The organism is Pseudomonas sp. 3B-A001-10F (assembly GCF_056313565.1).
The window spans coordinates 24,765-51,336 of sequence record NZ_JBQYFW010000007.1; the positions used below are offsets into that span (position 1 = coordinate 24,765).

At 57.7% G+C, this 26,572-nt stretch carries 25 protein-coding genes; 18 read left to right on the forward strand and 7 right to left on the reverse strand.

Going from position 1 to position 26,572, the window contains the following annotated elements:
* Positions 1-41 precede the first annotated feature (41 nt).
* The gene (locus AC0ZWN_RS09160; protein ID WP_095049574.1) at positions 42-929 is read right to left on the reverse strand and encodes a lysophospholipid acyltransferase; all 888 of its coding nucleotides are present in this window, start codon (positions 927-929) and stop codon (positions 42-44) included.
* Positions 930-969: 40 nt separating this feature from the next.
* The gene (locus tag AC0ZWN_RS09165) at positions 970-1,527 is read right to left on the reverse strand and encodes a DNA-3-methyladenine glycosylase I (protein ID WP_186620326.1); all 558 of its coding nucleotides are present in this window, start codon (positions 1,525-1,527) and stop codon (positions 970-972) included.
* Between the two features lie 81 nt (positions 1,528-1,608).
* Between AC0ZWN_RS09165 and glyQ the strand changes: the two genes are divergently transcribed.
* The 4 genes from glyQ (at position 1,609) to AC0ZWN_RS09185 (ending at position 6,020) form a co-directional block, all read left to right on the forward strand.
* On the forward strand, positions 1,609-2,562 hold the full coding sequence (glyQ, locus tag AC0ZWN_RS09170) for a glycine--tRNA ligase subunit alpha (protein WP_003187265.1): 954 nt from the start codon (positions 1,609-1,611) through the stop codon (positions 2,560-2,562).
* Positions 2,559-4,613 (forward strand): glycine--tRNA ligase subunit beta, encoded by a 2,055-nt coding sequence (gene glyS / locus AC0ZWN_RS09175; RefSeq protein WP_427120235.1) that lies wholly within the window; start codon positions 2,559-2,561, stop codon positions 4,611-4,613. The genes glyQ and glyS overlap by 4 nt, the downstream gene beginning before the upstream one ends.
* A 4-nt stretch (positions 4,614-4,617) precedes the next feature.
* Positions 4,618-5,157 (forward strand): D-glycero-beta-D-manno-heptose 1,7-bisphosphate 7-phosphatase, encoded by a 540-nt coding sequence (gmhB, locus tag AC0ZWN_RS09180; RefSeq protein ID WP_175559537.1) that lies wholly within the window; start codon positions 4,618-4,620, stop codon positions 5,155-5,157.
* Positions 5,158-5,240: 83 nt separating this feature from the next.
* Positions 5,241-6,020 carry a lysophospholipid acyltransferase family protein gene (locus AC0ZWN_RS09185; protein WP_476334791.1) on the forward strand — a complete coding sequence of 260 codons (780 nt, stop codon included), beginning with the start codon at positions 5,241-5,243 and terminating at the stop codon, positions 6,018-6,020.
* Positions 6,021-6,188: 168 nt separating this feature from the next.
* Here the strand turns inward: AC0ZWN_RS09185 and AC0ZWN_RS09190 are convergent, their stop codons facing one another.
* Positions 6,189-7,721: a sensor histidine kinase gene (locus tag AC0ZWN_RS09190; RefSeq protein WP_476334793.1), complete on the reverse strand. Its 1,533-nt coding sequence runs from the start codon at positions 7,719-7,721 to the stop codon at positions 6,189-6,191.
* Between the two features lie 169 nt (positions 7,722-7,890).
* On the opposite strand from AC0ZWN_RS09190, the gene AC0ZWN_RS09195 reads away from it, so the two are divergent.
* Positions 7,891-8,610 (forward strand): response regulator transcription factor, encoded by a 720-nt coding sequence (locus AC0ZWN_RS09195; RefSeq protein WP_099757598.1) that lies wholly within the window; start codon positions 7,891-7,893, stop codon positions 8,608-8,610.
* Between the two features lie 102 nt (positions 8,611-8,712).
* On the opposite strand, the gene gyrB is transcribed toward AC0ZWN_RS09195, so the two are convergent.
* From gyrB to dnaA, 4 genes are read right to left on the reverse strand one after another with little or no spacing between them, the layout of a single operon-like run.
* Positions 8,713-11,130 (reverse strand): DNA topoisomerase (ATP-hydrolyzing) subunit B, encoded by a 2,418-nt coding sequence (gene gyrB, locus AC0ZWN_RS09200; protein WP_093429549.1) that lies wholly within the window; start codon positions 11,128-11,130, stop codon positions 8,713-8,715.
* A gap of 5 nt (positions 11,131-11,135) precedes the next feature.
* Positions 11,136-12,239, reverse strand: a complete 1,104-nt coding sequence (gene recF / locus AC0ZWN_RS09205) for a DNA replication/repair protein RecF (protein WP_038359568.1) — start codon at positions 12,237-12,239, stop codon at positions 11,136-11,138.
* A 14-nt stretch (positions 12,240-12,253) separates the two neighbouring features.
* The gene (gene dnaN / locus AC0ZWN_RS09210) at positions 12,254-13,357 is read right to left on the reverse strand and encodes a DNA polymerase III subunit beta (RefSeq protein WP_007911887.1); all 1,104 of its coding nucleotides are present in this window, start codon (positions 13,355-13,357) and stop codon (positions 12,254-12,256) included.
* 39 nt (positions 13,358-13,396) lie between these two features.
* On the reverse strand, positions 13,397-14,923 hold the full coding sequence (dnaA, locus tag AC0ZWN_RS09215; protein ID WP_093429550.1) for a chromosomal replication initiator protein DnaA: 1,527 nt from the start codon (positions 14,921-14,923) through the stop codon (positions 13,397-13,399).
* A 566-nt stretch (positions 14,924-15,489) separates the two neighbouring features.
* Between dnaA and rpmH the strand changes: the two genes are divergently transcribed.
* From rpmH to AC0ZWN_RS09280, 13 genes are all read left to right on the forward strand, one after another.
* The gene (gene rpmH / locus AC0ZWN_RS09220) at positions 15,490-15,624 is read left to right on the forward strand and encodes a 50S ribosomal protein L34 (RefSeq protein WP_003213577.1); all 135 of its coding nucleotides are present in this window, start codon (positions 15,490-15,492) and stop codon (positions 15,622-15,624) included.
* Positions 15,625-15,640: 16 nt separating this feature from the next.
* Entirely contained in the window at positions 15,641-16,042 is a 402-nt protein-coding gene (gene rnpA, locus AC0ZWN_RS09225; RefSeq protein ID WP_016984072.1) for a ribonuclease P protein component, read from the forward strand.
* Entirely contained in the window at positions 16,035-16,280 is a 246-nt protein-coding gene (yidD, locus tag AC0ZWN_RS09230) for a membrane protein insertion efficiency factor YidD (RefSeq protein WP_010465488.1), read from the forward strand. Before rnpA ends, yidD begins: the two co-directional genes overlap by 8 nt.
* Before the next feature lie 2 nt (positions 16,281-16,282).
* A complete protein-coding gene (yidC, locus tag AC0ZWN_RS09235) occupies positions 16,283-17,965 on the forward strand; it encodes a membrane protein insertase YidC (RefSeq protein WP_007911890.1) in 1,683 nt (560 codons plus the stop codon).
* Between the two features lie 81 nt (positions 17,966-18,046).
* Positions 18,047-19,417 (forward strand): tRNA uridine-5-carboxymethylaminomethyl(34) synthesis GTPase MnmE, encoded by a 1,371-nt coding sequence (mnmE, locus tag AC0ZWN_RS09240; RefSeq protein ID WP_093429551.1) that lies wholly within the window; start codon positions 18,047-18,049, stop codon positions 19,415-19,417.
* Between the two features lie 552 nt (positions 19,418-19,969).
* Entirely contained in the window at positions 19,970-21,868 is a 1,899-nt protein-coding gene (gene mnmG / locus AC0ZWN_RS09245; RefSeq protein WP_016984066.1) for a tRNA uridine-5-carboxymethylaminomethyl(34) synthesis enzyme MnmG, read from the forward strand.
* Positions 21,865-22,509 carry a 16S rRNA (guanine(527)-N(7))-methyltransferase RsmG gene (gene rsmG, locus AC0ZWN_RS09250; RefSeq protein ID WP_038359549.1) on the forward strand — a complete coding sequence of 215 codons (645 nt, stop codon included), beginning with the start codon at positions 21,865-21,867 and terminating at the stop codon, positions 22,507-22,509. Before mnmG ends, rsmG begins: the two co-directional genes overlap by 4 nt.
* An 18-nt stretch (positions 22,510-22,527) precedes the next feature.
* Positions 22,528-23,325 (forward strand): ParA family protein, encoded by a 798-nt coding sequence (locus AC0ZWN_RS09255; RefSeq protein WP_008084406.1) that lies wholly within the window; start codon positions 22,528-22,530, stop codon positions 23,323-23,325.
* Positions 23,326-23,334: 9 nt separating this feature from the next.
* Positions 23,335-24,207: a ParB/RepB/Spo0J family partition protein gene (locus AC0ZWN_RS09260; protein WP_034152184.1), complete on the forward strand. Its 873-nt coding sequence runs from the start codon at positions 23,335-23,337 to the stop codon at positions 24,205-24,207.
* 148 nt (positions 24,208-24,355) lie between these two features.
* Entirely contained in the window at positions 24,356-24,763 is a 408-nt protein-coding gene (locus tag AC0ZWN_RS09265) for a F0F1 ATP synthase subunit I (protein WP_003229783.1), read from the forward strand.
* A 16-nt stretch (positions 24,764-24,779) separates the two neighbouring features.
* Positions 24,780-25,649: a F0F1 ATP synthase subunit A gene (gene atpB / locus AC0ZWN_RS09270; RefSeq protein ID WP_093429553.1), complete on the forward strand. Its 870-nt coding sequence runs from the start codon at positions 24,780-24,782 to the stop codon at positions 25,647-25,649.
* 133 nt (positions 25,650-25,782) lie between these two features.
* A complete protein-coding gene (atpE, locus tag AC0ZWN_RS09275) occupies positions 25,783-26,040 on the forward strand; it encodes a F0F1 ATP synthase subunit C (RefSeq protein WP_003097235.1) in 258 nt (85 codons plus the stop codon).
* Between the two features lie 59 nt (positions 26,041-26,099).
* Positions 26,100-26,570 carry a F0F1 ATP synthase subunit B gene (locus tag AC0ZWN_RS09280; protein ID WP_003229781.1) on the forward strand — a complete coding sequence of 157 codons (471 nt, stop codon included), beginning with the start codon at positions 26,100-26,102 and terminating at the stop codon, positions 26,568-26,570.
* Positions 26,571-26,572 lie beyond the last annotated feature (2 nt).

The following is a 26,572-nucleotide window of genomic DNA, read 5'->3' on the forward strand; positions in this document are numbered from 1 at the left end:
AACCTCGCCAGTGAGGTTATCCACAGATCATGCCAATCAGCTCAGTACCAGCGCTCTTCGCCCGGCGGACGCTTCTTGAAGCGCTTCATGCTCCACATGTACTGGCTCGGGTACGCGGCGACGTAACGCTCGACGACTTTACTCATCGCGGCGCAGGATTCGGCGGTATCGGTGCTGTACATGGCTTCTGGCGCGGCTTCGAGGATCACTTTGTAGCCAGAACCGTCGGGCAGGCGCAGCGCATGCAGGAATACACCGACCGCTTTACCGCCCGCCAGCATGTTCGGCACGAATTTGCTGGTCAGCGCCTGGGTGGCGAAGAACGGCACGAAGATCCCGGCGGATTCGGCCGGTTCCGGGTCAGCAGGAATGCCCACTGCACCACCTTTGCGCACTTCCTTGATCACACTGAGGATGCCTTCCTTGGTGGAAGCAGCGACTTTGTTGCCCAGTTGCACGCGCTGTTTGCGCAATAACTCATCCACAGCCTTGAGCTTCGGCGGACGGTAGAAAATGATCGGTTTGCACTGGCTGCAATAGAAGTGATTGAGCACTTCCCAATTGCCTAAATGGCTGGTGATGCCGACCACGCCTTTGCCCGAGGCCAAGGCATCCTTGAGGATGTCGAGGCCTTCAACTTCACGCACCAGGTCGATCGAGCGCTGCGCCGGCCAGATCCACGCGCAGGCGCTTTCGGTCAGCGACTTGCCGATGTCTTTCAGGCTTTGGCCGACCAGACGTTCACGTTCGGCGGCATCCATCTGTGGAAAACATTTCGCAAGGTTGATCCGCACCACTTCGCGGGAACGGTTGGGGGTTTTCCACATGATCCAGCCGATCGCCGAACCTACGGCCTGCACGGCCCGCCATGGCAGCAGGGCAAACAGCCGCAGAGCGCCTACCAGCAAGGCGCCTTTAAACTTTTCCACAGGTCACTCCTGATCTTGTGCGGTGCGCGAGGCGGCCATTCTAACCGGCGTTGACGAGCTGCGCGTAGCGGTCGCAGTCCTGAGTGTGGTCCATGACCATGCCCGAGGCCTGCATCAGTGCGTAGCAAATGGTCGGGCCGACGAACGTGAATCCGGCCTTTTTCAAGGCTTTGCTCATCGCCAGCGCTTCGGGGGTGATCGCCGGGACTTCGCTGCGATCCTTGAAATGATTGATGATCGGTTGGTCACCGACGAACGACCAGAGGAACGCCACCGGGTCCTCCAGCGCCAGCCAGGCCTGGGCATTACGCCGGGCGGCGTTGAGTTTCAGGCGGTTGCGGATGATCCCAGGATCGAGCATCAATTCGTCGATTTCAGCGTCGCTCATCTGCGCCACGCGCTGTACGTCGAAGCCGAACAACACCTCGCGATAACGCTCGCGCTTGCGCAACACGGTGATCCAGGACAGCCCGGCCTGGAACCCTTCGAGCAAAAGCAACTCGAACAAACCCTGCGCATCGCGTAGCGGCGTGCCCCACTCCTGATCGTGATAAGCCATGTACAGCGGATCTTCGGTACACCAAAAGCAGCGTGGCATAAGGCTCCAGGGGGTGGAGGTGCGACTGAATCGGGTATACTCCCGCTCTTTAAATCGCAGCCCAAGAAACAGGTGAATTTCGTGAGCCAGCCTACGCCAGCCGTGCGTACCTTCCAAGACTTGATCCTCGCGCTCCAGCAATACTGGGCCGAGCAAGGTTGCGTGGTACTTCAGCCCTACGATATGGAAGTAGGCGCCGGCACTTTCCACACCGCGACCTTCCTCCGCGCCATCGGCCCGGAAACCTGGAACGCCGCCTACGTGCAGCCAAGCCGCCGTCCGACTGACGGCCGTTACGGCGAAAACCCGAACCGTCTGCAGCACTACTATCAGTTCCAGGTCGTCCTGAAACCGAACCCGGACAATTTCCAGGAACTGTATCTGGGCTCGCTCAAGCATGTTGGCCTGGACCCGCTGGTCCACGACATTCGCTTCGTCGAAGACAACTGGGAATCGCCGACCCTCGGCGCCTGGGGTCTGGGCTGGGAAGTCTGGCTCAACGGCATGGAAGTGACTCAGTTCACTTACTTCCAGCAGGCGGGCGGCATCGAGTGCTACCCGGTGACCGGCGAGATCACTTACGGTCTCGAGCGTCTGGCCATGTACCTGCAAGGCGTGGATTCGGTCTACGACCTGGTCTGGGCTGACGGCCCGTTCGGCAAAGTGACCTACGGCGACGTGTTCCACCAGAACGAAGTGGAGCAGTCCACTTACAACTTCGAACACGCCAACGTCGACAAGCTGTTCGAACTGTTCGACTTCTATGAAAGCGAAGCCAAGCGCCTGATCGAACTCGACCAGCCGCTGCCGTTGCCGAGCTACGAAATGGTGTTGAAGGCGTCGCACACCTTCAACCTGCTGGATGCGCGCCGGGCGATCTCGGTGACCGCGCGTCAGCAATACATTCTGCGCGTACGCACCCTGGCGCGTTCCGTTGCGCAAGCCTACCTGCTGGCGCGCGCCAAGCTGGGCTTCCCGATGGCGACCCCGGACCTGCGTGACGAAGTACTGGCCAAGCTGGAGGCAGCACAATGAGTGCGCAAGATTTTCTGGTTGAACTGGGCACCGAAGAACTGCCACCGAAAGCCCTGAACACCTTGGCTGAAGCGTTCCTCGCCGGTATCGACAAAGGCCTGCAAGCCGCTGGCCTGAGCTACGAGACTAAAACCGTCTACGCCGCACCGCGTCGTTTGGCCGTGCTGATTACTGCACTGGCCACTCAACAGCCGGATCGCAGCATCAACCTCGACGGCCCACCACGTCAGGCGGCGTTCGACGCTGACGGCAATCCAACGCAAGCAGCACTGGGCTTCGCCAAGAAGTGCGGCGTCGATCTGAGCGAAATCGACCAGAGCGGCCCGAAACTGCGTTACAGCCAGAGCATCGCCGGCAAGCCGACCGCGAGCCTGCTACCGACCATCGTCGAAGACTCGCTGAACGACCTGCCGATCCCGAAACGCATGCGTTGGGGTGCGCGCAAGGAAGAGTTCGTGCGTCCGACCCAATGGCTGGTGATGCTGCTCGGTGACCAGGTCATCGACTGCACCATCCTCGCGCAGAAGGCTGGCCGTGATTCCCGTGGTCACCGCTTCCATCACCCGGAAAGCGTGCGCATCGGTTCGCCGTCGAGCTACCTCGCCGACCTGCGTGCCGCTTATGTATTGGCCGATGCCAATGAGCGTCGCGAGATCATCAGCAAGCGCACCGAAGAGCTGGCCACCCGTCAGGAAGGCACGGCAATCGTTCCGCCGGCGCTGCTCGACGAAGTGACCGCGCTGGTTGAATGGCCGGTGCCGCTGGTGTGCTCGTTCGAGGAGCGTTTCCTCGACGTGCCGCAAGAAGCCCTGATCACCACCATGCAGGACAACCAGAAGTACTTCTGCCTGCTGGATGCCGACGGCAAGTTGCTGCCACGTTTCATTACTGTGGCCAACATCGAAAGCAAAGACCCGCAACAGATCATCGCCGGTAACGAGAAAGTGGTTCGTCCACGTCTGACCGACGCCGAGTTCTTCTTCAAGCAAGACAAGAAGCAGAAACTCGAAGCCTTCAATGATCGCCTGAAGAACGTGGTGTTCCAGGAAAAACTCGGCAGCGTCTACGACAAGGCCGAGCGCGTTTCCAAACTGGCTGCGTACATCGCCGCGCGCATCGGTGGCAACGCCTCGTGGGCTGCGCGCGCAGGTCTGCTGTCGAAGTGTGACCTGGCCACCGAAATGGTCGGCGAGTTCCCGGAGATGCAAGGTGTCGCCGGTTACTACTACGCCCTCAATGACGGCGAGCCGGAAGACGTCGCGCTGGCGCTCAACGAGCAGTACATGCCACGTGGTGCCGGTGCGGAACTGCCAGCCACCCTGACCGGTGCGGCCGTCGCGATCGCTGACAAGCTCGACACTCTGGTCGGTATCTTCGGTATCGGCATGCTGCCAACCGGCAGCAAAGACCCGTATGCCCTGCGCCGTGCGGCCCTCGGTGTGCTGCGCATCCTGATCGAGAAAAAACTCGATCTGGACCTGAACGACGCCGTGGCTTTCGCCGTGACTGCGTTCGGCGCCAAGGTCAAGGCTGCCGGCCTCAACGAAGCCGTGCTGGAGTTCATCTTCGATCGTCTGCGTGCACGTTACGAAGACGAAGGCGTCGATGTTGCCACTTACCTGTCGGTGCGTGCCCTGAAGCCGGGTTCGGCGCTGGACTTCGACCAGCGTGTGCAAGCAGTGCAAGCCTTCCGCAAACTGCCGGAAGCAGCAGCGCTGGCGGCGGTGAACAAGCGTGTGTCGAACCTGTTGAGCAAACTCGAAGGCGCGGTACCGACCGAGGTGCAAGCCAAGTACTTCGACAACGCCAACGAGTTCTCGCTGTACTCGGCGATCCAGCAAGCGGATCAAGCGGTGCAGCCAATGGCGGCAGCGCGTCAGTACAACGAATCGCTGGCACGCCTGGCGGCATTGCGTGAGCCGGTGGATGCGTTCTTCGACGCGGTGATGGTCAATGCCGACGACGCCAATGTGCGGGCCAACCGTTACGCGCTGCTGGCGCGTCTGCGTGGTCTGTTCCTCGGTGTTGCCGACATTTCGCTGCTGGGTTGAGGGATTGCTGTTGAAACTGCTGATTCTCGATCGGGACGGAGTGATCAATTACGACTCCGACGCTTACATCAAGTCAGTGGCGGAGTGGATTCCTTTGCCCGGCTCGATCGAGGCGATTGCGCAGTTGAGCAAGGCCGGCTGGACGGTGGCGGTCGCCACCAACCAGTCGGGCATTGCTCGCGGCTACTACGACCTCGCCACCCTCGATGCCATGCACGCGCGACTGCGTACGCTCGTGGCGGAGCAGGGCGGTGAAGTCGGGCTGATCGTGTATTGCCCGCATGGGCCGGACGAAGGCTGCGATTGCCGCAAGCCGAAACCGGGGATGCTGAAAACCATCGCGGCGCATTACAACGTGACGCTGGCCAATGTCTGGTTCGTCGGCGACAGCCTTGGTGACCTGGAAGCTGCCAAAGCCGTCGATTCACAGCCAGTTTTGGTAAAGACCGGAAAGGGCGCAAAGACTCAGGGCAAAACCCTGCCGGTTGGCACTCTGATTTTTGACGATCTGGCGGCGATTGCCGCAGAACTTATCCACAACTAGAGTACTTCTGAAGTTCCTGACCAGGGATTGATCGGGAGTGCGCTTGAACATTCGGGCATTGCCCCGTAACGGTAAACGTCACTATGTCGATACTGCGGGCCATCAGGATTTTTCTCTTTTACCTGCTGCTGGGCACCACCTCCCTGCTGTGGTGCAGCTTGAGTTTTTTCATCGCGCCGTTTCTGCCGTTCAAGGCGCGTTATCGTTTTATCAACGTGTACTGGTGCCGTTGCGCCTTGTGGTTGACCAAGGTGTTTCTCGGTATCCGTTACGAAATCAAAGGCGCGGAAAACGTACCTGATCGGCCCTGCGTGATTCAGTCGAACCACCAGAGCACTTGGGAGACGTTCTTTCTCTCCGCTTATTTTTCGCCGTTGAGCCAGGTGCTCAAGCGCGAACTGCTTTATGTACCGTTCTTTGGCTGGGCCATGGCCATGCTGCGGCCGATCGCGATTGATCGCGACAACCCGAAAGCGGCGCTGAAACAAGTCGCGGCCAAAGGTGATGAGCTGCTCAAGGACAACGTTTGGGTGCTGATCTTTCCGGAAGGTACACGCGTTCCTTACGGCACTGTCGGCAAGTTCTCCCGCAGTGGTAGCGCTTTGGCAGTGAATGCGGCGCTTCCGGTCCTGCCGATTGCACACAATGCCGGCAAATTCTGGCCGAAAATCGGCTGGGGCAAGAAGTCTGGGGTGATCACCGTGGTCATCGGTGAGCCGATGTATGCCGAAGGCACAGGGCCTCGCGCCATTGCTGATCTGAACGACCGCGTACAAGCGTGGAACGAGAAGACTCAACGGGAAATGGGTTCGCTGCCACCGGCACCGCAAGCACCGGCTGCAAGCGATCAGATCGCTGTCTGAGATTTTGTGGATAACCTGTGTACGGTTTTGTTGAAAAAGCCTGAATATTGAAATTAAGTGATTGATTTACTTATATATTTCTCAAGCTCATAAAACACCGTAAAACGTGCATAAGTTTTTTTCGGATGTAAAAAGACCGGCTGATATAGCCGGTTTTTTTGTGCCTGTTCACTCGGCGATCAACGGTAATTCGAAAAGAAATGTGGTGCCTTGATCGACCATGCTGTGGCACGAGATTTTGCCGCCGTGGTGATCAACCACCGCTTTGACCATCGACAAGCCCAGGCCAACGCCGTCGATGCCTTGTGCGGAGGAAAAACGTCGGTACTGACTGAACAGGTCAGGCAACTCTTGTTCGGCGATGCCTCTGCCTTGATCGGTCAGTTCGCAACGTAGCCACTCTCCTTGGCAACTGACTCGTAGTTCAATCGTGGTATCTGCCGGGCTGTACTTGATCGCATTCTCCAGCAGGTTGAACAGCGCACGCGTCAGTAATCCCTGGTCAGCCATGATCAGGCGCTCTTGGGATTGCTCATCCATGTCATGCAGCAGTTCGATGCGTTTCTGCTGGGCGATGGGCAATGCCTGGTCCAGCACGTCCAGCACCAACATCGCGAACAGACTGGGCTGGAACTGATAGGCTTCGGACTCGGCCCGCGCCAGCAAGACGAAACCATCGGTGAGATCCAGCGCGCGACGCACCTGCCGCTCAATCTGTTCGAATAACGGCGAGTCCGCCCCGGCCTGATGGCGGTGAACATCGAGCAGGGCGAGTATCGCCGAATGCGGAGCACGCAAGTCGTGGGAAAGAAAGCGCAGCAATACCCCGCGTTGTTCCTCGGCGGCACGTTCGGCGCTGAGGTCGGTGAGGCTGAGCAGCCAACCAATCGGCGTGTCTCCGTCCACAGGCAGCAGGGCGGCACGCTCCAGGCGCAGGCTGCGTTCCTTGTGATCGCGAAACTCCAACAGCGGAATGGCCGACAGTGACGGGCGCAACTCTGTGGACAACTCCGGGTAACCGAGGCTGGCCAGTTGATCGAGGACGTCGTCCCCCACCAGATTGTGATCGAATAGCTGGCGAGCCTTGCGATTGCCCAGCAGGATCTGGCCTTTGGGATCGCTGATCAGTGTGGCGACGGGCAAGTACTCCAGACCGTCGGCAATAAAGCGCCGGGTATCACGGGTGCGACTCATAGCCTGTTCCAGCGCCATGATCTGGCCCTGCAAGCGATCAGCCCCGGTGAATTGCGCGCGACGGCGTTCGGGGAAAACCTTCGGCTCGCTGTCCAGTCGTGCCAGCTCCCAGCCGAAATAAGTCAGCACTACGCTCAGGCGCCGCCAGTTCCAGATCAGATAACCGAACAACATCCCCAACACGGCTGGCGTCGGCGACCACCAGCGGCGCGATTCCGCTAAACCTGCACTGGTCAGCAACGCGCACGCCATGCTGATCAACGTGACCCAGAGCGCCCAGCGCGGGCGCCACAACAGCAGGCCAAGACTGCCAGCCACCAAGGCGACCGACAACAGGGCGCCTTTGGCGGCAGACGCATCATGCAGGTTAATCTGCGCGCGATAAGACAGCAGCGCAGTCAGCGGCAACAGCACTAGACTTATCCACAACCATTCGCGCACCAACTGTCGAAACAATCGCTGCACCTGGCTCGGTTCACGGCTTTCACGCCGACGCTGATTGTTCATGGGGAAAAAGGGCAGGGCAGTGTGAATGGTTTCATGGGCCACAGGTCTGAGACGTAGACCCGAAGAATCATAGCGGACGTCGACCAACGGCGGGCCGCTTACTTTCACAGCTTGGGCCGAGCGACTATGGTTGTCCGCCAACTGCCCCAGCAACAAGGAATAACCGCGAATGCGCGTTGCGATTCTGGACGACGAACCCGCCGAACTGCGCCGGGTCGAGCAAACCCTGCAGCAAATGGCCGATGCCGGCGATCAGCCATGGTCGCTGCACAGCTTCGAGCGTGGCGAAGACTTGCTGCGCCAGTTGCGCCGGGAAACCTTCGACCTGCTGATCCTCGACTGGCAACTGCCAGACCTGACCGGCTTGGCCCTGCTGCGCTGGACTCGCGAACACATGGAAGCACCGCCGGCGGCGATCATGCTCACCAGTCGTGATGGCGAGAGCGATATCGTCCAGGCGTTGAATGCCGGGGCCGACGATTATGTAAGTAAACCGTTCCGCCCCAATGAACTGAAAGCCCGAGTCGCCGCAGTACTACGTCGGCATAGCCAGCCACGCAGCACGGCGACCGAAGTGCTGAGCTTCAATGACCTGACGTTTGATGATGCAGAGCTGACCGTTACCCGGGAGGGAAAGCCGATCGTCATGACCGAGCGTGAATATCGGCTGGCGCGGTGTCTGTTCAGCAATCTGGGCCGGCCGTTGTCGCGGGATTATCTATATGAGCGGTTTTGGCCGCATGAGGAGATGGCATCATCGCGACCGTTGGATACGCATATCTATCGGCTACGTAACAAGCTCGGGCTGACGGCGGATCGGGGTTGGCAGTTGCTGACGATTTATGGGTATGGGTATCGTTTAGAAAGTGTCGCATCTGCGGTCGAGTAGACCATTCCGAGCACATGCTCGGAATGGTTGACAGTGGCAAACCGGGAAAATAAAAAAAGGCCAACGCAATGCGTTGGCCTTTTTCGTTGCAGCTGATATGGATCAGAAATCCAGGTTCGAAACCGCCAACGCATTGCTCTCGATGAAGTCACGGCGAGGTTCGACCGCATCACCCATCAGGGTGTTGAAGATCTGGTCTGCGCCAATGGCGTCTTCGATGGTGACTTTCAGCATGCGGCGCACGCTTGGGTCCATGGTGGTTTCCCACAGCTGATCCGGGTTCATTTCGCCCAGACCTTTGTATCGCTGAATGGTGTGGCGCTTAGTGCTTTCCGCCATCAGCCAGTCGAGGGCTTCCTTGAACTCGGTGACTGCCTTCTTGCGCTCGCCACGCTGGATGTACGCGCCGTCGTCGAGCAGGGTGCTCAGTTGAGCGCCAAGGGTGACGACGGTTTTGTAGTCGTTGCTGCCGAAGAAGTCGCGGTTGAAGGTGACGTAGTTCGACAGGCCGTGGGAGATCAGTTCGACCTCCGGCAGCCACACACCACGTTCACGGTCTTCACGCAGGCTGGCCTTGTAGACCAGACCGGACTTCTCGACGGTGCGCAGACGGACTTCGTACTGGGCCAGCCAGTCCTGCATCTTTGCGTGGTCGCCAAGCATTTCCAGGCTCACGGCCGGCAGGTAGATGAAGTGCTCGGTCAGCTCTTGCGGGTACAGGCGCGAAAGACGCTTGAGGGTCTTCATCACCATGCGGAAGTCGTTTACCAGACGCTCGAGTGCTTCACCGGAAATGCCCGGGGCTTCTTCGTTCAGGTGCAGGCTCGCATCTTCCAGAGCCGACTGCGTCATGTACTCTTCCATGGCGTCGTCGTCTTTGATGTATTGCTCTTGCTTGCCTTTCTTGACCTTGTACAGCGGCGGCTGGGCGATGTAGATGTAGCCGCGCTCGATCAGCTCCGGCAACTGACGGAAGAAGAAGGTCAGCAGCAGGGTACGGATGTGCGAACCGTCGACGTCAGCATCGGTCATGATGATGATGTTGTGATAACGCAGCTTGTCGATGTTGTATTCGTCGCGACCGATGCCGCAGCCCAGCGCGGTGATCAAGGTGCCCACTTCCTGGGAAGAGATCATCTTGTCGAAACGCGCTTTCTCGACGTTGAGGATCTTGCCCTTCAACGGCAGGATCGCCTGGGTCTTGCGGTTACGTCCCTGCTTGGCAGAGCCGCCCGCGGAGTCACCTTCCACGAGGTACAGTTCGGACAGCGCCGGGTCTTTTTCCTGGCAGTCAGCGAGCTTGCCTGGCAGACCGGCAATGTCCAGCGCGCCTTTGCGGCGGGTCATCTCACGGGCTTTACGCGCCGCTTCACGGGCACGGGCGGCGTCGATCATCTTGCCGACGACCAGCTTGGCTTCGTTCGGGTTTTCCAGGAGGAAGTCGGAGAAGTACTTGCCCATCTCCTGCTCGACCGCAGTCTTCACTTCGGAAGAGACCAGCTTGTCTTTGGTCTGCGAGCTGAACTTCGGATCCGGCACTTTCACCGAAATGATCGCGGTCAGGCCTTCACGGGCATCGTCGCCGGTGGTGGCGACTTTGTGCTTCTTCGCCAGACCTTCCTGCTCGATGTAGTTGTTCAGGTTACGCGTCAGGGCCGAGCGGAAGCCCACCAGGTGGGTACCGCCGTCGCGCTGCGGAATGTTGTTGGTGAAACACAACAGATTCTCGTTGAAGCTGTCGTTCCACTGCAGGGCGATTTCCACGCCGATGCCGTCTTCACGCTGGATGTTGAAGTGGAACACCTGGTTGACCGCAGTCTTGTTGGTGTTCAGGTATTCAACGAACGCACGCAGGCCGCCTTCGTACTTGAACAGCTCTTCCTTGCCGCTGCGCTCATCCTTGAGGACGATGCCGACACCGGAGTTGAGGAAGGACAGTTCACGAATGCGCTTGGCCAGGATGTCCCAGCTGAAGTGAATGTTCTTGAAGGTTTCGCTGGAAGCCTTGAAGTGGATCTGGGTGCCGGTGGTTTCGCTGTCGCCAACGATGGCCATCGGTGCCTGAGGTACGCCGTGGACGTAGGTCTGTTCCCAGATCTTGCCGCTGCGGCGAACAGTCAGAACCAGCTCTTCGGACAGTGCGTTCACTACCGACACACCTACACCGTGCAGACCGCCGGAGACCTTGTAGGAGTTATCGTCGAACTTACCGCCAGCGTGGAGGACGGTCATGATGACCTCGGCGGCGGAAACGCCTTCCTCTTTGTGTACGTCTACCGGGATGCCACGGCCGTTGTCTTTAACGGTGATGGACTCATCCGGGTGGATAATGATGCTGATGTCATCGCAGTGGCCGGCGAGGGCTTCGTCGATCGAGTTGTCGACCACCTCGAACACCATGTGGTGCAGACCGCTGCCATCGTCGGTGTCACCAATGTACATACCGGGACGTTTGCGTACGGCATCCAGGCCTTTCAGCACTTTAATGCTCGTTGAGTCGTACGTATTTTCTTCGCTCAATGCCTTCACTCCCGATGGTCGTGGGTCTGGGTGATACGGCCCTGTTCCACGTGGAACAGAGCGACTGGCGTTTCCGTCTGCCAGCCTTCCCTCAATAATTCGTGATCTACACAGGTGATAAAAACCTGGCAGCGTAAGTCTTCCAGCAAACGGCACAGCGCGCGACGATGGCCCTCGTCCAGCTCGGACGGCAAGTCATCCACCAGATAAATACACTGACCGCGACGGGCCTGGCTGACCAAATGCCCTTGGGCAATCCGTAGTGCACAGACCACCAACTTCTGCTGACCCCGGGACAAGATGTCCGCGGCGTTGTGAGCGCCCAATCTAAGACGCAAATCAGCCCGTTGTGGTCCGGCCTGGGTATGACCCATTTGCTGATCCCGTTGCACGGATCCAGCCAGTACGGCGCTCAATTCCCGGTCTTTGTCCCAGCCTCGGTAATAGCTGAGCGTCAAACCTTCAAGCTCAACCAGTTCGCTCAAGGTTTGTTCAAAGACTGGTTTCAAGGCTTTGATGTAGGCGCGGCGGTATTCATCGATTTCAGCGCTGGCCTGGCACAGTTCCCTGTCCCAAACCGCTTGCGAAACGGCGTCAAGTGTACCATGTCGCAGCCAAGAGTTTCTCTGGCGCAGGGCCTTCTGCAACCGCTGCCAGGTGGCCATAAAGCGCGGCTCGACGTGGAACACGCCCCAGTCGAGAAACTGTCGACGAATCTTCGGCGCACCTTCAAGCAAGCGGAAGCTGTCGGGGTTGATCAACTGCAGCGGCAGGATCTCCGCCAGCTGCGCAGCACTGCGGGCGTTCTGGCCGTCGATGCGTATCTGGAACTCGCCCTGACGATCGCGCGAGATCCCCAACGCACTGTGCCCACCCTCAGCCAATTCGACCTGACCGAACACGGTGCAGGCGAGTTGCTCGTACTGAATGACCGGCAACAGCCGCGTGCTACGAAACGAACGGGCAAGCCCCAGCAGATGAATGGCTTCCAGAACACTGGTTTTGCCGCTGCCGTTGGCGCCGTAAAGAATGTTGATGCGGGGGGAGGGGGAGAAGGTCACCGGGTGCAGATTGCGCACCGCGGTGACCGAAACACGACTTAAGGACATCCAGGGTCAGCTGATTACAGACGCATCGGCATGACAACGTAAGCCGAATCGTCGTTGTCGGACTCTTGCACCAGTGCACTGCTGTTGGAGTCGGACAGGATCAGACGAACCTGCTCGGTGGTCATCACGCCCAGCACGTCGAGCAAATAGCTCACGTTGAAGCCGATTTCCAGAGAGCCGCCGTTGTATTCAACGCCCACTTCCTCTTCCGCTTCTTCCTGTTCCGGGTTGTTGGCCTGGATCTTCAACTGACCGCTGGCCAGTTGCAGACGGATACCACGGTACTTCTCGTTGGACAGAATCGCGGTACGGCTGAACGCTTCACGCAAGGCCTGGCGATCGCCCAATACCAGCTTGTCGCCGCCCTTTGGCAGAACGCGCTCGTAGTCCGGGAACTTGCCGTCAACCAGTTTCGAGGTGAAGGTGAATTCGCCGGTGGTGGCGCGGATGTGATGTTGACCCAGCACGATGCTGACATTGCCGTCCGGCTCGGTGAGCAGACGCGCCAGTTCCAGAATACCTTTGCGCGGCACGATCACCTGATGGCGATCTGGCTGGCCGATATCGGCCTTCATCGAGCACATGGCCAGACGGTGACCGTCGGTGGCCACAGCGCGGATGATGCCTTCGGACACTTCCAGCAGCATGCCATTGAGGTAATAACGCACGTCCTGTTGGGCCATGGCGAAGCTTGTGCGTTCGATCAGGCGACGCAGTTTGCTTTGTTCAAGACTGCAAGTCAGCGAGCCCGGACCTTCTTCAACGGTCGGGAAATCGTTGGCCGGCAGAGTCGACAGGGTGAAGCGGCTACGGCCAGCCTTCACCACCAGCTTCTGCTCGTCGACCTTGATGTCGATCAGCGCGTCGTTGGGCAGGCTTTTGCAGATATCCATCAGCTTGCGCGCAGGCACCGTGATGGAACCTGTTTCAGCCGGCTCTTCAAGTTGCACACGACCGACCAGCTCGACCTCGAGGTCGGTACCGGTCAGCGACAGTTGCTGGCCTTCGACAACCAGCAGCACGTTGGAGAGTACCGGCAAGGTCTGTCGGCGCTCGACGACGCCTGCGACCAGTTGCAGGGGTTTCAACAGGGCTTCGCGTTGAATGGTGAAATGCATGGTCTAGTCCCTTGCCTTAATAAGCTGCGCTGGTGTTCATCAAGTGGTCAGTGTACGCAGCAGGTTCTTGTAGTCCTCGCGGATGTCCGCGTCGGATTCCTTAAGTTCGTTGATCTTGCGGCAGGCGTGCAACACCGTGGTGTGGTCGCGGCCGCCGAACACATCGCCGATTTCCGGCAGGCTGTGGTTGGTCAGTTCCTTGGACAGGGCCATGGCGACCTGACGCGGACGAGCCACCGAGCGCGAACGGCGCTTGGACAGCAGATCCGAGATCTTGATCTTGTAGTACTCGGCGACGGTGCGCTGAATGTTATCCACAGAGACCAGTTTGTCCTGCAACGCCAACAAGTCTTTCAGGGATTCGCGAATCAGCTCGATGGTGATGTCGCGGCCCATGAAGTGCGAGTGGGCGATCACGCGTTTCAGCGCACCTTCCAGCTCACGGACGTTGGAGCGAATGCGCTGGGCAATGAAGAACGCGGCGTCATGCGGTAACTCGACTTTGGCCTGGTCGGCCTTCTTCATCAAGATCGCCACGCGGGTTTCCAGTTCCGGCGGCTCGACGGCAACCGTCAGGCCCCAGCCGAAGCGGGATTTGAGGCGTTCTTCAAGGCCTTCGATTTCTTTCGGGTAGCGGTCACTGGTGAGAATGACCTGCTGGCCACCTTCAAGCAGGGCGTTGAAGGTGTGGAAAAACTCTTCCTGCGAACGCTCTTTGCGGGCGAAGAACTGAATATCGTCGATCAGCAAAGCGTCTACCGAACGGTAGAAACGCTTGAACTCGTTGATCGCGTTCAGTTGCAGCGCCTTGACCATGTCGGCCACGAAACGCTCGGAATGCAGGTACACGACCTTGGCATTCGGATTCTTCTTTAATAGATGGTTACCCACCGCATGCATCAAGTGGGTTTTACCCAGGCCAACGCCACCATAAAGGAAGAGTGGGTTGTAGCCGTGCTTGGGATTGTCCGCCACCTGCCAGGCTGCCGCGCGGGCGAGCTGGTTGGATTTACCTTCGACGAAGTTCTCGAAGGTAAAGGTGCGGTTCAGGTAGCTGGTGTGCTTGAGGGCACCTTCGACCTGCACGGTACGCTGTTCGGCGCGAACCGGCGCCTGTTGCGAAGCAGCGCCGGACATCGGATCGAAACTGTCGCGAGACGGTTCATCGCTGACCTCGGGGCTTTTCTGCGTCGAGCGCTTGGCCGTCGGTGCGGGCGTCTGCGTCGGTGCCTGCACGTTCGCAGGTGCGGCATTGACCTGAGCCTGGGAAACCTGAGCGGCGGCCAGCGGTGCATTCGGTGCGGCACGCGGTGCCGAGCTGCGCTTGCTGCCTATTAATAAGGAGAGCGCCGGCGCCGTGCCGTTGCCATGCTCATCCAGCAGTTCAAGGACGCGGCCCAGGTACTTTTCGTTGACCCAGTCCAGCACAAAACGGTTCGGTGCGTAGACGCGCAACTCGTCGCCTTCGGCTTCGACCTGTAGTGGACGGATCCAGGTGTTGAATTGTTGGGCAGGCAGCTCCTCGCGCAAAAGCTCCACGCACTGCTGCCAAAGTTCCACTGACACGGATATCCCCTAAGTTGAAAGCCGGTGAGGCAAAAACAAGCGGCCATTGTAGCGGCGAGCCGTCCACTTATCCACATGCAGGTTGCCCGGTGAACATGATTTATCAATGCGTTAAATCGGAAAAAGGCGACCAACGGTGTGTGAATAAGCTCTGTGGATAACCGCCTCTAAGGCCACTGGACAACTGGGGGCTGAACTCGGTGGATAACCTGCCTGTGGATAACAGGCCATTCCACACACAGGTTATCCGACAGCGCAGCACAGGCTGAACACGGTTTTCCACTGTAGTTGTCATTCTCTGTACATCACGTCAGACAAGGCCTAATGCTACTTATCCACAGAAGAAGGTGTGCCTAGCTTTTATAAGCTTTACAGAAAAGCTTTAAATAATTCCCTTCTTTATTTTTATGTATGGCGAGCAGGTGATCAGGCAAAGAACACCTAGAGATCTATTTATAAGGAAACGCTGGTTGGAAATTGACCTGAAGGCTTGCTTTCTCTAGAATCCCCGGTCTCTTAAAACGGGGGCCATTCCGGCCCGTTGTGGACGAACCAGGTAACACGACATGAAACGTACTTTCCAACCAAGCACTATCAAACGCGCCCGTACCCACGGTTTCCGTGCTCGCATGGCTACCAAGAACGGCCGTGCTGTCCTGTCGCGTCGCCGCGCCAAAGGTCGTGCGCGTCTGGCAGTTTGATAATCCGGTACTGGAGGTGAGTCAGGACTTCAGTCGGGAAAAGCGTCTGCTTACTCCCCGGCATTTCAAGGCAGTCTTTGACTCCCCTACCGGCAAGGTTCCGGGGAAAAATCTCCTGCTCCTTGCACGCAACAACGATCTTGATCACCCCCGTCTCGGGCTGGTTATCGGGAAAAAGAGCGTAAAGCTCTCCGTTGAGCGCAATCGCCTCAAACGTTTGATGCGCGAATCATTCCGTCTGCACCAGGATTCACTGGTCGGCTGGGATATCGTTATCGTCGCGCGCAAAGGTCTGGGCGATGTAGAAAACCCCGAATTGATTCAGCATTTCGGCAAGCTCTGGAAGCGTCTGGCACGCAGCAAGCCAGTTCCAGAAGTCAAAACCGAAACTGTAGGGGTAGACAGTACCGATGCGTAAACTGGCCCTCGTTCCGATCCAGTTTTATCGCTATGCCATTAGTCCTTTGATGGCCAGTCACTGTCGTTTCTACCCCAGTTGTTCCTGCTACGCGTATGAAGCCATCGAAAATCATGGCCTTCTGCGCGGTGGCTGGCTGACCTTTCGTCGTTTAGGTCGCTGTCATCCGTGGAATCCCGGTGGTTATGACCCGGTTCCACCTATCCCTACCTCCCGTTCTTCTTCGATGGCCGAGTAATCATGGATATCAAACGCACGATCCTGATCGTCGCCCTGGCAATCGTGGCCTACGTTATGGTTCTTAAATGGAACCAGGACTATGGCCAGGCTGCCCTGCCGACTCAGAATGTTGCTTCCAGTACGACTACATCCGGTTTGCCGGACACCGCCACTGGCAATAATGCTGCCGCCAGTGACGATATTCCGCGCGCCGCTAGCGATACCAGTGCACCTGCCGAAACTCCGGTAGCCGCCAGCAAGGATCTGATCCAGATCAAAACCGACGTGCTCGATCTCGCGATCGATCCACAAGGTGGTGATGTTGCGCAACTGACCTTGCCTTTGTATCCACGTCGTCAGGATCGTCCTGATGTGCCGTTCCAGCTGTTCGATAACGGCGGCGAACGTGTTTATCTGGCCCAAAGCGGTCTGATCGGCACCAATGGCCCGGATGCAAATCCGGCCGGTCGTCCGGTCTACTCTTCGGAGAAGAAGACTTATCAACTGGCTGACGGTCAGGACCAACTGGTCGTAGACCTGAAGTTCAGCAAGGACGGCGTCAACTACATCAAGCGTTTCACCCTGAAACGCGGCCTGTATGACGTAGCCGTTTCCTACATTGTGGATAACCAGAGCGCTCAGCCCTGGAACGGCGCAATGTTTGCTCAGTTGAAGCGTGATAACAGCGCTGATCCTTCGTCCACTACTGCTACTGGCACCGCGACTTACCTGGGCGCCGCCCTGTGGACAAGTTCGGAGCCGTACAAGAAAGTGTCCATGAAAGACATGGACAAGGCGCAGTTGAAAGAAACCGTCACCGGTGGCTGGGTAGCCTGGCTGCAACACTACTTCGTGACCGCGTGGATTCCGGCCAAGGGCGAAAACAACATCGTCCAGACCCGTAAAGACAGCAAAGGCAACTACATCATCGGTTACACCGGTCCTACACTGACCGCTGCTCCGGGTGCCAAAGTTGAAACCAGCGCTGTGCTGTACGCCGGTCCGAAAAGCCAGGCTGTGCTGAAAGAGTTGTCCCCAGGTCTGGAACTGACCGTCGACTACGGCATTCTGTGGTTCATTGCCCAGCCAATCTTCTGGCTGCTGCAACACATCCACGCCATCGTCGGTAACTGGGGCTGGTCGATCATCTTCCTGACCATGCTGATCAAGGGTATTTTCTTCCCGCTGTCGGCTGCCAGCTACAAATCGATGGCGCGCATGCGTGCTGTTGCGCCGAAACTGGCTGCTCTGAAAGAGCAACATGGCGATGACCGGCAGAAAATGTCGCAAGCCATGATGGAGCTCTACAAGAAAGAGAAGATCAACCCGCTGGGCGGCTGCTTGCCGATCCTCGTACAGATGCCGGTTTTCCTTTCGCTGTACTGGGTTCTGCTGGAAAGCGTGGAAATGCGCCAGGCGCCGTTCATGCTGTGGATCACTGACCTGTCGATCAAGGATCCGTTCTTCATTCTGCCGATCATCATGGGCGCAACCATGTTCATCCAGCAGCAGCTGAACCCGACTCCGCCGGATCCGATGCAGGCGAAGGTCATGAAAATGATGCCAATCATCTTCACCTTCTTCTTCCTGTGGTTCCCTGCTGGTCTGGTGCTGTACTGGGTTGTGAACAACTGCCTGTCGATTGCACAACAGTGGTACATCACGCGTAAGATCGAAGCGGCGACGAAAAAAGCCGAGGCGTAACTTGCACTGTGGATAACACCACTCAAAACGCCCCCTAGTGGGGCGTTTTGCTATCTGCCACTTTTGTCTGGATTCCGGTTTATGAGCACACCTCGTGAAACCATCGCCGCCGTCGCCACCGCTCAGGGTCGCGGCGGTGTGGGCATTGTTCGTATTTCCGGGCCGCTGGCCAGCGTTGCAGCCAAAGCTATAAGCGGCCGCGAGCTGAAACCGCGTTACGCCCATTACGGGCCATTTTTCAGTGATGACCAGCAAGTGCTCGATGAAGGTCTGGCGCTTTATTTCCCGGGGCCAAACTCGTTCACCGGCGAAGACGTTCTGGAATTGCAGGGCCACGGTGGGCCGATCGTTCTGGACATGCTGCTCAAACGCTGCCTGGAACTGGGCTGCCGTCTGGCGCGTCCGGGGGAGTTCAGCGAACGTGCCTTCCTCAATGACAAACTCGACCTGGCCCAAGCCGAGGCGATTGCCGATTTGATCGAGGCGAGTTCTGCACAGGCGGCGCGCAATGCCCTGCGTTCTTTGCAAGGCGCGTTTTCCCAGCGTGTGCATAACTTGACCGAACAACTGATCGGCCTGCGCATCTACGTCGAAGCCGCCATCGACTTCCCGGAAGAAGAAATCGACTTCCTCGCCGATGGCCATGTGCTGAGCATGCTCGACAAAGTCCGTGATGAATTATCCACAGTATTGCGCGAAGCCGGGCAGGGCGCGTTGTTGCGCGATGGCATGACCGTGGTGATTGCCGGTCGTCCGAATGCCGGCAAGTCCAGCCTGTTGAATGCGTTAGCCGGTCGCGAAGCGGCGATCGTCACCGAGATTGCCGGCACCACCCGCGATATTTTGCGTGAACATATCCACATCGACGGTATGCCGTTGCACGTTGTGGATACCGCAGGTTTGCGTGATACCGAAGACCAGGTGGAAAAGATTGGCGTTGAACGCGCACTGAAAGCCATCGGCGAAGCGGATCGCGTCCTGCTGGTGGTCGATGCAACCGCTCCGGAAGCACTGGATCCGTTTGCCTTGTGGCCTGAATTCCTCGAAACCCGCCCGGATCCGGCCAAGGTTACGTTGATCCGTAACAAAGCAGACCTGACTGGTGAATCCATTTCCCTGGAAGTCAGTGAAGATAGCCACGTGACGATCAGTCTGAGCGCCAAATCTGCAGGTGATGGCCTGGAACTCCTGCGTGATCACCTCAAGGCCTGTATGGGCTACGAGCAGACTTCGGAAAGCAGCTTCAGTGCTCGTCGTCGCCATCTGGAAGCGTTGCGCCATGCCAGTGCAGCCCTTGAACACGGTCGTGCGCAACTGACTCTGGCGGGTGCGGGCGAGTTGCTGGCCGAAGACCTGCGTCAGGCTCAGCACTCTCTAGGGGAAATCACCGGGGCATTCAGCTCTGATGATCTGCTGGGACGGATCTTTTCCAGCTTCTGTATCGGTAAATAAACCCTCCGCTTTCCACAGACAGGTCCATTCGCGACCTGTCTGCGCCTCCTCTTTCTCAAACCTTTCTCCAGTGCCGGGCAGATTTCGTCTCCCTGCGCGGATTTCTCGCGCCTGTTATTTCTTCATTCACCGTATTTCTGTGGATTAAGCCCTGTGAATAACTGCCACTAAGGGCAGTTGATAACAGGGCCTGAAAACTGGACATAACCCCCTCTGTGGATAACCAACCCTTTAATCCACAGGCTTAAACCGGTTATCCAAGGCCCTCATTGGCACATGGTCACAGGGTTTTGAATCTCTGTACATATTGTATATAAAGGCCTGTATCAATCTATCCACAGAAAATGGCCTTAGTAGAAATAAACATAAAAACAAAGGTTTTATAAATTTCTCTCTTTTTTATTCTTTTAACCTCGAGTTCTCCACAGCTGGTTAAATTTTGTGCAAAGGGTTCTTTAGGAAGGGCGAAGTCCCTATACTTGTCGACCAGGTTCAGAAACCTGATCTCAAACTATTCCTGAATTACCTACTTAAGCAGGCACGAGGTGCGTGGTGGATTTCCCTTCCCGTTTTGAAGTGATCGTCATCGGCGGCGGTCATGCCGGTACCGAGGCAGCACTGGCCTCAGCACGTATGGGGGCAAAAACCCTGTTGCTGACGCATAACGTGGAAACCCTCGGTGCCATGAGTTGCAACCCGGCCATCGGTGGCATTGGCAAAAGCCATCTGGTCAAGGAAATCGATGCCCTCGGCGGCGCGATGGCCACCGCTACCGATTTGGGTGGCATCCAGTTTCGCGTGTTGAATAGCCGCAAAGGCCCCGCCGTTCGGGCGACCCGTGCGCAAGCTGACCGGATTCTGTACAAAGCCGCTGTCCGCGAAATCCTGGAAAACCAGCCGAACCTGTGGATATTTCAACAAGCTGCTGACGACCTGATCGTCGAGCAGGAACAAGTCCGTGGTGTTGTCACGCAAATGGGTCTGCGGTTCTTCGCCGATTCCGTGGTGTTGACCACCGGTACGTTCCTCGGCGGACTTATCCACATCGGTTTGCAGAATTTTTCCGGCGGTCGTGCCGGTGATCCGCCGTCCATCGCACTGGCTCACCGTCTGCGTGAACTGCCGCTGCGTGTCGGTCGCCTGAAAACCGGCACACCGCCGCGTATCGACGGCAAGTCTGTGGATTTCTCGGTAATGACCGAGCAACCAGGCGATACGCCGATCCCGGTGATGTCGTTCATGGGTAACAAAGAACAGCATCCACGTCAGGTCAGTTGCTGGATTACTCACACCAACGCCCGCACCCACGAAATCATCGCGGCGAACCTCGATCGTTCGCCGATGTATTCCGCTGCCGGTGAGATCGAAGGCATTGGCCCGCGCTACTGCCCGTCAATCGAAGACAAGATCCACCGCTTTGCCGACAAGGAAAGCCATCAGGTGTTTATCGAACCGGAAGGTTTGACCACCCATGAGCTGTACCCGAACGGAATATCCACAAGCTTGCCTTTCGATGTGCAATTGCAGATCGTGCAATCGATTCGCGGCATGGAAAACGCGCACATCGTGCGTCCGGGTTATGCGATCGAGTACGACTACTTCGATCCGCGCGACCTGAAGTACAGCCTCGAAACCAAGGTCATCGGCGGTCTGTTCTTTGCCGGACAAATCAACGGCACCACCGGTTACGAAGAAGCTGGCGCCCAGGGTTTGCTGGCCGGGGCCAACGCGGCACTGCGCGCCAAGGGCAAAGAAGCCTGGTGTCCGCGTCGCGATGAAGCGTACATCGGTGTGTTGGTCGACGACCTGATCACCCTCGGTACCCAAGAGCCGTACCGCATGTTCACTTCCCGTGCCGAGTACCGCCTGATACTGCGCGAGGACAACGCTGACCTGCGTTTGACCGAAAAAGGTCGCGAGCTCGGATTGGTCGATGACGCACGTTGGGCAGCCTTCTGCAAGAAACGCGAAAGCATCGAACTCGAAGAACAGCGCCTGAAAAGCACTTGGGTTCGCCCGAATACGCAGCAGGGCGATGCGATCGCGGAAAAATTCGGCACGCCGCTGACCCACGAATACAACTTGCTCAACCTCTTGAGCCGTCCGGAAATCGACTACGCTGGTCTGGTCGAAGTGACCGGCAATGGCGCCGAAGATCCACAGGTCGCCGAACAGGTTGAGATCAAGACCAAATACGCCGGTTACATCGACCGTCAACAGGACGAAATCGCCCGTCTGCGCGCCAGTGAAGACACGAAATTGCCTGTGGATATCGATTACACCAACATTTCCGGTCTCTCCAAGGAGATCCAGAGCAAGCTCGGCGCGACTCGACCAGAGACGCTGGGCCAGGCTTCGCGGATCCCGGGTGTGACCCCGGCAGCGATTTCGCTGTTGATGATTCATTTGAAAAAACGCGGCGCGGGCCGTCAGTTGGAGCAAAGCGCTTGAGTTCTAAGGTCACTTCGCAACACGCCGAAGAGTTATCCACAGGAGCCCGCGAGCTCGGTGTCAACCTCACTGAAGCCCAGCATGAATTGCTGCTGGGTTATCTGGCCCTGTTGATCAAATGGAACCAGGCATACAACCTGACCGCTGTACGCGATCCGGACGAGATGGTGTCGCGTCACTTGCTCGATAGCCTGAGCGTGATGTCGTTCATCGAAAACGGCCGTTGGCTCGACGTCGGTAGCGGCGGCGGCATGCCGGGAATCCCGTTGGCGATCCTGTATCCGGACTCGCAAGTGACTTGTCTGGACAGCAACGGCAAGAAAACCCGCTTCCTGACCCAGGTCAAACTCGAACTCAAACTGGATAACCTGCAAGTTATCCACAGTCGTGTCGAAGCGTTCCAGCCTGCGCAGCCGTTCAACGGGATCATTTCCCGGGCGTTCAGCAGCATGGAAAACTTCACCAACTGGACTCGCCACTTAGGCGACGCCGATACACGTTGGCTGGCAATGAAGGGCGTTCATCCGGCCGATGAGCTGGTAGCATTGCCGGCAGACTTCAAACTCGATAGCGAACACGCCCTGGCCGTACCCGGTTGCCAAGGCCAACGCCATCTGCTGATACTGCGCCGCACGGCATGATTGGGAACACAAGCAAGAATGGCTAAGGTATTCGCGATAGCGAACCAAAAGGGTGGTGTGGGCAAGACCACCACCTGCATCAACCTCGCAGCATCCCTGGTCGCGACCAAGCGCCGGGTGCTGTTGATCGATCTCGATCCACAGGGCAACGCCACCATGGGTAGCGGTGTGGATAAACACGGCCTGGAAAACTCGGTCTACGACCTGCTGATCGGCGAATGTGATCTGGCTCAGGCCATGCACTATTCCGAACATGGCGGTTACCAACTGCTGCCGGCCAACCGCGATCTGACGGCGGCCGAAGTCGTGCTGCTGGAAATGCAGATGAAGGAAAGCCGTCTGCGCAGCGCGCTGGCGCCAATCCGCGAAAACTACGATTACATTCTGATCGACTGCCCGCCGTCGCTGTCGATGCTCACGCTGAACGCACTGGTTGCTGCTGACGGGGTCATTATCCCCATGCAGTGCGAGTACTTTGCGCTCGAAGGTCTCAGCGACCTTGTGGATAACATCAAGCGCATCGCTGAACTGCTGAATCCGAACCTGAAAGTCGAAGGGTTGCTGCGGACCATGTATGACCCGCGCCTGAGCCTGATGAACGACGTTTCGGCGCAGCTCAAGGAGCACTTCGGCGATCAGCTGTACGACACGGTGATCCCGCGCAACATCCGCCTGGCCGAAGCGCCGAGCTACGGCATGCCGGCGCTGGCCTACGACAAGCAATCGCGCGGCGCCCTGGCTTATCTGGCCCTGGCCGGCGAGATGGTTCGCCGTCAGCGCAAAAACTCACGCATCGCCGCCGCTCAGGCAACTTAAGGAATCCCCATGGCCGTCAAGAAACGAGGTCTCGGACGTGGACTGGATGCACTGCTGAGTGGTCCGACCGTCAGCGCGCTGGAAGAACAAGCGGCGCAAGCTGACACCCGCGAACTGCAGCACTTGCCGTTGGATCTGCTGCAGCGCGGCAAATACCAGCCGCGCCGCGACATGGATCCGCAGGCGCTGGAAGAACTGGCAGCGTCGATCAAGGCGCAAGGCGTGATGCAGCCGATCGTGGTGCGCCCGATTGGCGGTGGCCGTTTTGAGATCATTGCTGGTGAACGCCGCTGGCGCGCGAGTCAACAGGCCGGGCAGGAAACCATCCCGGCGATGGTCCGCGATGTGCCGGATGAAACCGCAATCGCCATTGCGCTGATCGAGAACATCCAGCGCGAAGACCTCAACCCGATCGAAGAAGCGGTGGCCCTGCAGCGTTTGCAGCAGGAATTCCAGCTGACGCAGCAGCAGGTCGCCGAGGCTGTGGGTAAGTCCCGTGTCACTGTGGCTAACCTGTTGCGGCTTATTGCACTGCCGGAAGTCATCAAGACCATGCTTTCCCATGGCGACCTGGAAATGGGGCATGCCCGTGCTTTGCTCGGTCTGCCGGACAATCAGCAGGTGGAAGGGGCGCGACATGTTGTCGCACGCGGTCTCACCGTGCGCCAAACTGAGGCACTGGTTCGCCAGTGGTTGAGTGGCAAACCGGAGCCTGTGGAAGCGACCAAACCCGACCCGGATATCGCCCGCCTTGAACAGCGTCTGGCCGAGCGCCTAGGCTCTGCGGTGCAGATTCGCCATGGGAAGAAGGGAAAGGGCCAGTTGGTGATCGGTTACAACTCCCTCGATGAGCTTCAAGGTGTGCTCGCACACATCCGCTGAAACATTTCCTCATGTAGCGCGCAGTCGGAAATCACTACCTGACAGTTGAATAGGGGCAGAACCGCCCCTATACTCTGCGCGCATTTTGTCGGCACAAATTATGCCAAGTTAATGAATTCTGGCAGCCGACCATTGGAGAGCAAACGTGATGGAAACCCGCAAGCCAAACCGCCTGCCGTTCCATCGCCTGGCGGTTTTTCCGGTGTTAATGGCTCAGTTTGTCATTTTGCTCATTGCCGCTTTGGCGCTCTGGCAATGGCACGGAGTCGTTGCCGGATACTCGGGACTTTGCGGAGGCCTGATAGCCTTGCTGCCCAATGTTTATTTCGCTCACAAGGCATTTCGGTTTTCCGGCGCCCGAGCAGCCCAGTCTATCGTCCGGTCTTTTTATGCCGGCGAGGCAGGCAAACTGATTTTGACGGCAGTGCTCTTTGCACTGGTGTTTGCAGGTGTGAAGCCACTGGCGCCGATAGCTGTATTCGGCGCGTTCGTGCTGACTCAGTCGGTCAGCTGGTTCGCTCCCCTGCTGATGAGAACAAGACTTTCGAGACCTTAGGGCGTTTGAGGCAACCATGGCAGAAACAACCGCTTCGGGCTATATCCAGCACCACTTGCAGAACCTGACCTTCGGTCAGCTACCTAACGGCGGCTGGGGCTTTGCCCATACCGCAGCAGAAGCCAAAGAAATGGGCTTCTGGGCTTTCCACGTCGATACCCTCGGCTGGTCGGTCGCGTTGGGTCTGATCTTCGTACTTCTTTTCCGCATGGCGGCAAAGAAAGCGACTTCGGGTCAGCCGGGTGCTTTGCAGAACTTCGTTGAAGTATTGGTCGAATTCGTCGATGGCAGCGTGAAAGACAGCTTCCATGGCCGTAGCCCGGTGATTGCACCGCTGGCACTGACCATCTTCGTCTGGGTGTTCCTGATGAACGCCGTCGACCTGGTACCGGTCGACTGGATTCCTCAGCTGGCCATCCTGATCACCGGCGACCACCACATCCCGTTCCGCGCCGTGTCGACTACCGACCCGAACGCGACTCTGGGCATGGCGTTCTCGGTTTTCGCACTGATCATTTTCTATAGCATCAAGGTCAAGGGCTTCGGCGGCTTCATCGGCGAACTGACCCTGCACCCGTTCGGCAGCAAGAACATCTTCGTTCAAGCCCTGCTGATCCCGGTGAACTTCCTGCTGGAATTCGTGACCCTGATCGCCAAACCGATCTCTCTGGCTCTGCGTCTGTTCGGCAACATGTATGCCGGCGAGCTGGTGTTCATTCTGATCGCTGTGATGTTCGGCAGCGGCCTGCTCTGGCTGAGCGGCCTGGGCGTTGTTCTGCAGTGGGCGTGGGCTGTGTTCCACATCCTGATCATCACGCTGCAGGCGTTCATCTTCATGATGCTGACCATCGTTTACTTGTCGATGGCGCACGAAGAAAACCATTAAGGCCAGTCTCGACTAGTCTGATGTCCTTCCCGGTCAAACGGGAAGGGGCTCTTCACAGGGCACCTGAAACGATTTGTTTTACCGCTTTAATCTAAAAAACCTAAACCATACGACGTAAAAGTCGGGAGGAAAGATGGAAACTGTAGTTGGTCTAACCGCTATCGCTGTTGCACTGTTGATCGGCCTGGGCGCACTGGGTACCGCAATTGGTTTCGGCCTGCTGGGCGGCAAGTTCCTGGAAGGCGCAGCGCGTCAGCCAGAAATGGTTCCAATGCTGCAAGTTAAAATGTTCATCGTTGCCGGTCTGCTCGACGCCGTAACCATGATCGGTGTTGGTATCGCTCTGTTCTTCACCTTTGCGAACCCGTTCGTTGGTCAGATCGCTGGCTAATTACCCGGATTCTTCCGAGTAATTTGATGTGATGGACAACGTAACTGCGAGGTGTTGGCGTGAACATTAATGCGACCCTGATTGGCCAGTCCGTTGCGTTCCTGATTTTTGTACTGTTCTGCATGAAGTATGTATGGCCTCCGGTCATCGCTGCTCTGCACGAACGTCAAAAGAAGATCGCTGATGGTCTGGACGCTGCCAGCCGTGCAGCTCGCGACCTGGAGTTGGCCCAAGAAAAAGCGGGTCAGCAACTGCGCGAAGCGAAAGCTCAGGCAGCTGAAATCATCGAGCAAGCCAAGAAACGCGGTAACCAGATTGTCGAAGAGGCCGTTGAAAAGGCCCGTGTCGACGCTGACCGTGTGAAGGTTCAGGCTCAAGCCGAGATCGAACAGGAACTGAACAGTGTCAAAGACAAGCTGCGCGCCCAAGTGGGTTTGCTGGCTGTCGGCGGCGCCGAGAAGATCCTGGGTGCCACAATCGATCAAAACGCGCACGCAGAGCTGGTTAACCAACTGGCTGCTGAAATCTAAGC